This window comes from Actinospineispora spinosispora DSM 44797, assembly GCF_000429025.1.
Lineage (GTDB): Bacteria > Actinomycetota > Actinomycetes > Mycobacteriales > Pseudonocardiaceae > Pseudonocardia > Pseudonocardia spinosispora.
On the sequence record NZ_AUBB01000034.1, the window covers coordinates 76,586 to 86,194 of the forward strand.

Annotated in this window: 9 protein-coding genes; 1 reads left to right on the plus strand and 8 read right to left on the minus strand. The window is 67.4% G+C overall.

Translation table 11 applies throughout. The features are described from left to right. Position 1: 1 nt before the first annotated feature. From G406_RS47510 to G406_RS0117040, 7 genes are all read right to left on the minus strand, one after another. On the minus strand, positions 2–1,036 hold the full coding sequence (locus tag G406_RS47510) for a right-handed parallel beta-helix repeat-containing protein (RefSeq protein ID WP_051342226.1): 1,035 nt from the start codon (positions 1,034–1,036) through the stop codon (positions 2–4). After that, positions 1,033–3,012 carry a right-handed parallel beta-helix repeat-containing protein gene (locus G406_RS0117015; protein ID WP_028934759.1) on the minus strand — a complete coding sequence of 660 codons (1,980 nt, stop codon included), beginning with the start codon at positions 3,010–3,012 and terminating at the stop codon, positions 1,033–1,035. The genes G406_RS47510 and G406_RS0117015 overlap by 4 nt, the downstream gene beginning before the upstream one ends. After that, positions 2,996–4,249 carry a glycosyltransferase gene (locus G406_RS0117020; protein ID WP_028934760.1) on the minus strand — a complete coding sequence of 418 codons (1,254 nt, stop codon included), beginning with the start codon at positions 4,247–4,249 and terminating at the stop codon, positions 2,996–2,998. Before G406_RS0117020 ends, G406_RS0117015 begins: the two co-directional genes overlap by 17 nt. A 243-nt stretch (positions 4,250–4,492) precedes the next feature. Continuing rightward, positions 4,493–5,455 (minus strand): galactofuranosyltransferase GlfT1, encoded by a 963-nt coding sequence (glfT1, locus tag G406_RS47515; protein WP_051342227.1) that lies wholly within the window; start codon positions 5,453–5,455, stop codon positions 4,493–4,495. Next, on the minus strand, positions 5,452–6,219 hold the full coding sequence (wzt, locus tag G406_RS47520; protein ID WP_037077075.1) for a galactan export ABC transporter ATP-binding subunit Wzt/RfbE: 768 nt from the start codon (positions 6,217–6,219) through the stop codon (positions 5,452–5,454). The genes glfT1 and wzt overlap by 4 nt, the downstream gene beginning before the upstream one ends. Before the next feature lie 12 nt (positions 6,220–6,231). Then, entirely contained in the window at positions 6,232–7,122 is an 891-nt protein-coding gene (gene wzm / locus G406_RS0117035) for a galactan export ABC transporter permease subunit Wzm/RfbD (protein WP_037077077.1), read from the minus strand. Between the two features lie 98 nt (positions 7,123–7,220). Further along, positions 7,221–7,781: a bacterial proteasome activator family protein gene (locus G406_RS0117040; RefSeq protein WP_028934762.1), complete on the minus strand. Its 561-nt coding sequence runs from the start codon at positions 7,779–7,781 to the stop codon at positions 7,221–7,223. A gap of 113 nt (positions 7,782–7,894) precedes the next feature. Between G406_RS0117040 and G406_RS0117045 the strand changes: the two genes are divergently transcribed. Further along, on the plus strand, positions 7,895–9,097 hold the full coding sequence (locus G406_RS0117045; RefSeq protein WP_028934763.1) for an aminotransferase class V-fold PLP-dependent enzyme: 1,203 nt from the start codon (positions 7,895–7,897) through the stop codon (positions 9,095–9,097). Here G406_RS0117045 and G406_RS55735 read toward each other — a convergent pair. Further along, the coding region (locus G406_RS55735) for an HNH endonuclease signature motif containing protein (RefSeq protein ID WP_156934948.1) at positions 9,081–9,609 on the minus strand (529 nt) is incomplete at its 5' end. The genes G406_RS0117045 and G406_RS55735 overlap by 17 nt on opposite strands.

Sequence of the window (9,609 nt, forward strand, 5' to 3'; positions counted from 1 at the left end):
GTTAGACACAGTCGCCGTTGGTGAGGCCCTTTGCTGCGCCCTCAGCCTTGTTGTCGCAGGTCACGCGGTTGCTTTCCTTGTTCTTGGTCACGTTGATGCCGTAACCGGAACCGTTCACCACCGCGGTGTTGCCGGAGAAGGTGTTGTCGATGCCCCAGCCGTCCAGGATCTGGTGGACGCTGAAGCCGTCCTCCTCCGAGTCATGTCCGGTGTTGCCGAGGATCTGCCAGCCGTTGCCCTTCACGTTCACCCAGGACTCGGCGTCCGACATGGGCCCGGTGAAGGTGTTGTTGCGCAGGATGCCGCCGGTGGTGCCTTCCTTGATGTCCACCGGCTCCGAGGTGGTCTTGGAGACCGTGTTGCCCTCGATGAGGTTGCGGTCGCTGCGGTCCGGCTGCCCGCCGCTGTACTTCCCCCAGTTCGACTTGGCGCTACCGATGTAGATGCCTTCGCCGAACTTCTCCTGGCCCTGACCAGTGTCGTGGATGATGTTGTTCCGCACCACGTTGTCGCTGCTGTTCTTGCGCAGATGCAGGCCCTCGTCGCCGACGCCGGAGATCTCCAGCCCGTCGATGACGTTGTGCTGGCCCTCGTCGACCATGACGCCCTTCTGGCCGCCCTTGATCGTGAAGCCTGCGAGGTGCCAGTAGGTCGCGGCGTTGAGGTAGAAGCTGTAGACGGCGTCGCCACCGTCGATCACCGCGGCGCGGTTGCCGCACACGGTGATCGGCGCACCGGCGGTGGCCTTCGCGGTACCGGTGAAGTTGCCCTGGTAGGTGCCGTCGGCGAGCTGGATGACCGCACCCGGCTTGGCGTTCGCCAGCGCCGCGGTCAGGTCGGCGGCGTTCGCCACCTGCACCGTGCCGGGCTTCTCGCAGCCGGGGCCCTCGGGGTTGGCCGGTGCCGGCGCGGGTCCCTGGGCGGCGGGTGGCGGGGTGTTGCTCGACGAGGAGTCGCCACCTCCGCACGCGGTCAGGACCATGCTGCTGGCCAGCACGGCGGCGAACAGGGTCAGGCGAGTGTGGCGTGCGCTCACTGCTCGGACACCACCGTCACCCGGGTGGCACCGGGCTGCTGCGGTCGTTTGCCCTGCGGGCCCGGGCTGGGGCGACGCGGCGAACCGTTCGAGGACTGCATGTTGTTGCTCGTTCCCGGTGCCGCCGGGGGTGCCGGCGGGCCTGTTCTGGGGGTGGAGCCGGCGCCGGGGGACGACGGCTGGGGACGAGGTGACCACTGCGCGGCCGGTCGGGGAGCGGCACCGGACGACGGCGGTGTGCGGGACACCGACGTGACCGGCGACGGCTGCCCGCCGTAGGGGTGCTGTCCGAGCATCCGCAGCTTGGTGCGCCGCTTGAAGTACATCCGGGCGGCGAGCGGTAGGAGCAGACTCAGCCCCCACAGCAGGATCAGCGGGTGCTTGCGCACGTAGTTGGCGAGGAACTGGGCGTTGTCCCGGTCGACGGTCCAGTTCTTCTCGTCGTTGCCGGAGATGCTGACGACACCGAGGGTGACCAGCCGGTTCACGTCGACCGAGCTGGGCCCCTGCCCGGCGAGCCGGTTGTCGACGATGCTGGAACCACTACCCGCGCCGATGATCGACACCGCGTGCATCGTCATGCCGTTGATCTCGTTGCCGGAGATCTTGGCGACCGCGTTGTTGAGCTGGACGGCGGTGACCGCGTCGCTGATGACGTTCTTGTCGATGACCGCGCCCTGTGAACCGTCGCGCAGCGCGACCGCGTAGCCACCGGGCGAGCTGATCTGGTTCTCCGAGAGCACGAGGCCCTGGGTGGCGCCGCGCACGATCACGCCGTCCCGGTTGGAGGACACCATGTTCTTGGTCAGCACCGCGTTGTTGGCGTTGTTGACCAGGATGCCGTGCTCGGAGTTCGCCCGCGATGTGCTGCCGTCCACGATGAACCCGGCGGACGCGGCGGTCGTCGAGCCACCCGCGTTGGGACCGGTGGCGGGTGGCTTGCCGTTGAGGTAGATGCCGTTGCGCGCGTTCGATGCCGTGGTGACCTCGCGCATCGAGATGTTGTGCGCGCCCTGGGTCACCAGGATGCCGTTGCGTGCGTTGTTGCTGCTGGTCACGCGCCACAGCTGGGTGCCGTCGGAGTTGCCGTGCACCGCGATGCCGTCCATCACCGAGTTCTTCACCTGCGCGCCGTTGATCAGCAGACCGCTGCTGCGGGTGGCGAAGATGCCGTAGTGGTCGCCGGTGCAGTTGACGTTGCGCGCGCTGCCGGTCGCCGGTTCGGCGGTGCTCCCGGTCCAGGCGAGACCGCCGGTGCGGCCGCTCCAGAATCCGAGGCTCTCGGTGTTGGTGTCGTGCACGTCCATCCGGCCGCCGATGTCCCGGATGTAGGCGCGACCGTCGGAGGCGTCGGTGTCGGGTGCGTTCTTGGTGGGGTCCCAGCTGGTGATGGTCAGCGGCGCGTGGTCGGCGCCGCCGATCATCATGATGGACTTGAACCCGATGATCGAGGTGATCCCGCCCGGTCCGCTGGACATCCGCAGCGTTCCGCTCGGCATCGCCAGGTTCAGCTGCGCGCCGGCCGTGACCAGCACGTTGTGCACCAGCAGGAAGCCGCCGTCCGGCTGTTTCACGACGGCCTTGGCGCTGATCAGCGCGGCGAGGTCGTAGGGAGCGCTGCGCGAGGGCAGCACGAGGGTGGGCGCACTGCCGGGGGACGCGAGGTCACGCGGCGGCGTCCCGGGCAGGATGCCGCTGACCAGCGCAAACGTCCTGGCGTCCTCCGCCGAGACCAGGTTGGCCTGCTTCGGGTCGAAGCCCGGGGTGTTCGGTACCGCCTTCGGCGCGTCGGCATTGTTCTGTGCGTTCGGATCGAGCTCCTCGACACTGACCGAGGGCCCCTGTGCGTCCGGTTCGACCTGGGTCACGCCGAGGGTCAGGGTTGCGATGCCGAGCAGCAGGCTGGTGAGCACGCCGAGGCCCGCGAACAGATAGCTCATCAGGCCGTGCCCCACCTGTTTACGCTGCTGCGTCACCGCTGGCCTCCGTCTGCAGACTGGCGTTGTCCTGGCCCTCGCCGCCGATCATGTTCTTGTTCCGGGTCAGCCAGCCCTGCTTGTTCATGGTGAAGAAGGCCATCGTTTTGACCGGCAGCGCGACGAACATGATCATCAGCGTGACGACCGGCAGGATCAGGATGTCCGACGGGCGGGAACGCAGGTGCGAGACGCCCCGGATGCCGCGACCGACGAACACCCAGATGAGCGCGAGCAGGAACGCCACGTTGCGCTCGGGGCTGAACCACGCGGCGGTCAGGTAGTAGACGGCCGCGAACATGGTGACCGGTGTGAAGAGGATCTGGAAGACGGTCAGCTGCGAGATGAACGGCTGCTGCCAGATCCAGCCCTTGTAGATGCAGGTCAGGTAGCAGCGGTAGGAGTTGCGGCTCCACCGGACGCGCTGCTTGCACATGGCCTTGAAGCTGGCCGGGAACATCGACAGCGCCCGCGCGGTGTCCTGGTGCATCGTCTTGTAGCCCTGCGCGAGCACCAGCCAGGTCAGCCGGCCGTCGTCACCGGCGACGCACTTGCGGCCGAAGAAGTACTCGTTCTCCAGGTTCTCCAGCACCGGGATGACCACGGCGCGGCGGTAGGCGGCGGTCCGGCCGGACAGGCAGACCACCGAGCCGCGTCGACCGCAGGCCGGCACGTAGTCGAGGTAGCGGGTGTCGATGATCCAGTCGGCGACGCGGCGCCAGACGCTGGAGTACGGGTCGTACACGTTCTGCCGGGTGCCGACGCCGCCGACCTCGGGGTCGATGAACGGCATCTGCACGGCCGCGAGGAGGCCGGGCTGCCAGCGGGTGTCGGAGTCGGTGAGCACCAGGATCTCGTGCTTCGCGGCCTTGATCCCGACACCCAGCGCGGACCGTTTGCCCTCGTGGGCGAACATCATCACGTGGATCTTGGGGTTGCCCAGCGCGATCAGCCGGTCCCGCGCCTCGGTGTCCGCGAGGTCGAGCACGATGATGATCTCGGTCGGATCCTGTGACAGCCAGGTCTGCAGGCAGTCGAGCAGGATGTCCGGGTCCTCACGGAAAGAGGGCACCACTACCGACGTCGTGGTCCGGTAGTTGTTGATCGTCGGCTTGTACAGCAGCGACATCAGCTTGCGGTACAGCCACACGCCCCAGGACAGCGCACCGACGAGCCCGACGGGCAGGAACATGTCCCACCGGTCGGAGACCATGTCGATGAACGGGTTGAGATTCATCCGGCGGCTCTGAGGCGGCTCGCCGGGCGGGCCGGTTGGTCACGCGAGGTGACGCCAAGCTCGGTCACGGCTTCCCAATCGTTGTCGGGGCGGTCGATCGAACAACATTTCCGACGTCGGTGGCTGGACTGGGAAAATAGCATCCTGTGTACCGGCTATGGACGGCAGCCCGATTGCCGGAGCGTCAACTACCGGGTGCTGAAGTCCACCCGTCGGCGTGTCCCTCGAACGAGCGGGCCGTGATCAGTTTCCGCTGCGGAGCGTGGTCGGAGGCGTGACCTGCGGCGACGCGGGCGCGCGGTGGAATTGTTCCCGCCGACCGAGACGAACGAGGCGCAGCCATTCCCGCATACCGGCCGGATCGCGCTTGGAAACCAGGAAGTACCAGCCGAAACGGAATATTTCCAGTGCGCCGATGATCCTCATGCCGCGTTGGCCGAACAGATATCCGCGATTTCGATAGGTGTAGTACCGCTTGATCGGATCCTCGGGATCCTGAGCGTGCAGACGGCCTCCGAGCATGGGTTTGAACTCGTCGGAGCCGTTCGGATGGACGTACACGGCGTTGAGGCAGGTGCCGAACGGCAGACCGGAGCGCACCACTCTTCTGTGCAGCTCGACCTCGTCTCCCCTGACGAAGAGTCGCAGGTCCGGAACACCGATCACATCAAGCGTTTCAGCCCTAAAGAGTGCACCGTTAAAGAAGGATGCGATCCCTGATAGCAGCTCGGAGTCGGTTCCGGGGGCACTCAGTGCACCCCTTCCGCGGTGCCAGCGGAGGCCGCGGCGCAGCGGAAACGCGAGCGTCTCCGGGTCGGCCTGGTCGGCGACGACCGGCGACACGGCCGCCAGGTTCCGCCGCTGCGCGACGTCGATGAGGGTGCCCAGTACGTGCTCGTCGGCGGCCCGGCCGTCGTCGTCGCCCAGCCACACCCAGTCCGCGCCGAGCGCAAGCGCGTGGAGCATGCCCAGCGCGAACCCGCCGGCGCCGCCGAGGTTGTGCCAGGACGGCAGGTAGGTCGTCGGTAGGCCACAGGATTCGACGACATCGCGCGCGGGCTGGTCCGGCCCGTTGTCCACGACGACGAGGTGCGCGACCGGATGCGTCTGCTTCGCCATCACGGCGAGCGAGTCGACGAGCAGGTCGCGGCGGTGCCGGGTGACGACGACCGCGACGACGGAACCGGCGGGGAGCTTCTCGGTCATCGGCGCTCGCTCAGCTCGGCGTAGACGTCGCGTCCCTTGTAATGGTTGAGGACGTCCTTGATCGGTCCGTAGTCCTTGATCTCGCCGTGGTCCATCCAGATCGCGGTGTCGCACAGCTCGACGAGGAACTCGTCGGAGTGCGACGCGAAGACCAACATGCCGGACCGCTCGACCAGCGCGTTGAGCCGGTTGCGCGCCTTGGCGAGGAACTCGGCGTCGACCGCGCCGAGACCTTCGTCGAGCAGCAGGATCTCCGGATCGATGCTGGTCACGACCCCGAGCGCGAGTCGAACCCGCATACCCGTCGAGTAGGTCCGCAGCGGCATGGACAGGTAGTCGCCCAGCTCGGAGAACTCGGCGATGTCGTCGACCCGCGCTTGCATCTGCTTGCGCGTCATGCCGAGGAACAGCCCGCGCACCATGATGTTCTCGAAGCCGGAGATTTCCGGATCCATACCGACACCGAGGTCGAAGACCGGCGCGACCTTGCCCTGGATGTGGGCGCTGCCCCGGGTCGGCTCGTAGATGCCCGACATCAGCCGCAGCAGCGTCGTCTTGCCGGCACCGTTGTGCCCGACCAGCCCGATCCGCTGCCCCTGGCGCAGGCTGAGGTTGATGTCGCGCAGTGCCTCGATGATCGGCACCTTGCTCTCCGTGCCGATCCGGCCGCCGGCCTTACCGAGCACGGCCTTCTTCAGCGAGCGGGTCTTGGCGTCGAAGATCGGGAAGTCGACGTAGGCGTTGTGGATGTCGATGCTGACCATAGTTTTAGCTGCTCACACCCAGTAGGCGACACGAGAACGGTAGTTGCGCATGACGACCAGGGCGAGGGCCCAGCCGAGCACGGTGAAGACACCGACCACATACCAGTGATGCCACACGATCTGCTTGTTCAGCAGCGGCTCACGGACGATCTCCAGGAAGTGCAGCACCGGGTTCAGCTCGGCGAGGTGCGCTCGCTCGGCGATGTTCGGGTTGGTGCTGTTCCGCAGCGTGTCGTAGTCCCAGACGATCGGCGTCATGTAGAAGATCAGCTGGACGACGCTGGCCACGATCGGCGGGATGTCCCGGAACCGGGTGGCGATCACGCCGGACACGATGGCGATCCACGTGCCGTTGATCATCAGCAGCATGAACGCGGGCACCGCGAGCACGAGCGTCCAGCTGATCGGCTGCTGGAAGATGATGATCAGAACGAGCCAGATCACCAGGTTGTGCAGGAAGAACAGCGTCTGCCGCCACACCAGCCGGTAGACGTGCAGGCTCAGCGGCGCGGGCAGGAACTTGATCAGGCCTTCGTTGGCGATGAAGACCTCGCTGCCCTCCAGGATGCAGCCGGAGATGAAGTTCCAGATCAGCAGACCGGTGGCGACGTACGGCAGGAACGTCTCGATGTGCATGTTGAACAGCGCGGCGTACAGGATGCCGAGGCCGGTAGCCAGCACACCCATGCTGATGCTGATCCACAGTGGGCCGAGCACCGAGCGGCGGTAGCGCTGTTTGATGTCCTGCCAGCCGAGATAGCCCCATAACGAACGCTGGCCCCAGCCCTGGCGCAGGTCGTGGAAAGCGCGCCGCCAGCTCCGCGACGGAGCGAGCGACGTGGTCGGGCCTTCAGCCGGGACCTCAGCGGCCGGAGCCGCCCCGGTGTTCGTCGTGCTGGACATGGTGGACAACGGTACCCGGCTGGTATTGACCACTTGCCCCGCCTGGAAGGCGTGAGTGTTGCGGCCGGTCATGGGTGGCCGCAACACTCACGGGTGCTCTACAGGTACTGGCCGGTCTGGGTGCCGCCGAAACCTTCCGGCATCTGGGCGCCGGCACCCGCCGGGAGGCCCTTGCGCATCTGCTCCAGCTGCTGGCGCGCGGCCATCTGCTGGGCGAACAGCGCGGTCTGGATGCCGTGGAAGACGCCCTCCAGCCAGCCGACCAGTTGAGCTTGCGCGATGCGCAGCTCCGAGTCCGACGGGACGCCGTCCTCGGTGAACGGCAGGCTCAGGCGGTGCAGCTCCTCGCGCAGGTCCGGTGCGAGGCCCTGCTCCAGCTCCTTGATCGAGTTCTCGTGGATCTCGCGCAGCCGGGCACGGGACGCCTCGTCCAGCGGTGCCGCGCGGACCTCCTCGAGCAACTGCTTGATCATGGTGCCGATCCGCATCACCTTCGCGGGCTGCTCGACCATGTCCATGATGCCTCCCGACTCGCCCGATTCGGACTCCGAGCTGTCCCCGTTCGGAATCTTGGCCATACCCACCGGCGAGCCGTCCGGGCCGATCACCACGACCTGCTGCTCGCCGTTGTCCGACCTGTCCGGGTATCCCTCGCTCATGAACCCATCCTGGCCTGCCGAGCGGGTCCGCGTCGAACCGGGGACCTGCTCGTGTCTACCCCGACACGCGGGTAGCGATAGGCGGGGGTGGCGGGGGCCGTTACCGTAGAGTGATGCCCTTCGATGTTGCTCGAGTCCGCGGGCTCACTCCCGCTATCGGTGACGGTTGGGTTCATCTCGACGCTCCAGGTGGCACACAGTGCCCCGAGCAGGTCGCTCTGACGATGGGAACCGCGGTGCGCGCGCCCATCTCGCCGCCCGGCGCGGCCTTTCCCGCATCGCAGCGAGCCGAGGTCATCGAGGACGCGGCACGCCAGGCCGTCGCCGATCTGGTGGGCGGCGACCCACGTGGTGTCGTGCTCGGTCCGGGCCGGGAAGTGATGATCGGGCGTCTCGCCGAGGCCGTCGCGGACCGCTGGCAGCTGGGCGACCAGATCGTGCTGTCCCGCCTGGACGACGTGGCGAACATCGCGCCCTGGCGCCGGGTCGCCGAGCAGCGCGGGGTCGGGGTGCGCTGGGCGGAGATCGAGATCGAGACGTGCGAGCTGCCCGAGTGGCAGTACGACGAGCTGCTGCGCGGACCGGCGAGGGTCGTCGCGGTCACGGCGGGCTCCGAACATGTGGGGACCCGCCCTCGGATCGACCGCATCGCCGAGCGCGCGCGCCGGGCCGGTGCGCTGATGGTCGTCGACGGTTTCGCCGCGGCGGCGTGCGGCAGGGTGCGGATGGACGACCTCGGCGCGGACGTCCTGGTGCTGTCCTCGGCCAGCTGGGGCGGACCTCAGACCGGTGTACTGGTCTTCCGCGACCCCACACTGCTGGACCGCCTGCCGTCCTGCTCGCTCGACCCGCTGGCGATCGGCCCCGGCCGCCTCGAGGTCGGCCCGCACAGCTACCCGCTGCTGGCCGGGCTGGTCGCCTCGATCGACTACCTGTCCACGCTCGACGACGCCGCACAGGGCGAGCGCCCGCAGCGGCTGGACACGTCGATGCGCTCGGTCGGTGAGTACCAGTCGGAGCTGCTCGGCAGGCTGATCTACGAGCTGCGCTTCGTACCCCGGATCCAGATCGTCGGCACCCCGGACGAGAACGGCATTCCGGCGATCGCGTTCACCCACGAGACCCGCAAGGCGCAGGACGTGGCCACCCACCTCGCGGACCGCGGCGTCTGTGCCGTAGCCGACCTGGGTGACCACGGCGTGCTGGAGCACCTGGGTACCGGTGAGGTCGGTGGTGTGGTGAAGGTGGGTCTGGCGCATTACTCGACCACCTCGGAGATCGATCAGCTGGCGCGTGCACTCACCGACCTGATCTAGGCGGGAGAGGTCTTCGTCTCGCTGTTTGGGTGGGGTCGAGCCATTTGGGTGGGATGAATTCGGGCCATCCGTCTCGGATGGTGACGGTCCAGCCGCTGGTGTGGATCATGCGGTGGTGTTGTTTGCACAGGAGCATGCAGTTGTCGAGGTCGGTCGGGCCGCCGGCGCTCCATTCGATGACGTGGTGGATCTGGCACCAGTGCGGTGGCCGGGTGCAGCCGGGGTGTGCGCAGCCCCGGTCGCGGACGGAGAGCGCTTTACGTAGCCCGGTGGGCGCGGTGCGGGATTCGTATCCGACGTCGATGGGGAGGCTTTTGCCGCCGAGTACGACAGGGGTGATCCCGCAGTCGCAGAGCATGGCGCGTAGGTAGGAGGCGGGGGCTTTGCCGCCGAACTCCAGCTGTGCGCCGCGTGCTTTCTGCTGTAGGTCGTGTTCGGTCATGATGACCGTGACATGAGGCCGGACTCCGCCTTCAGCGGGCAGTCGGCCTTCGTCGAGGGAGTGGGAGCAG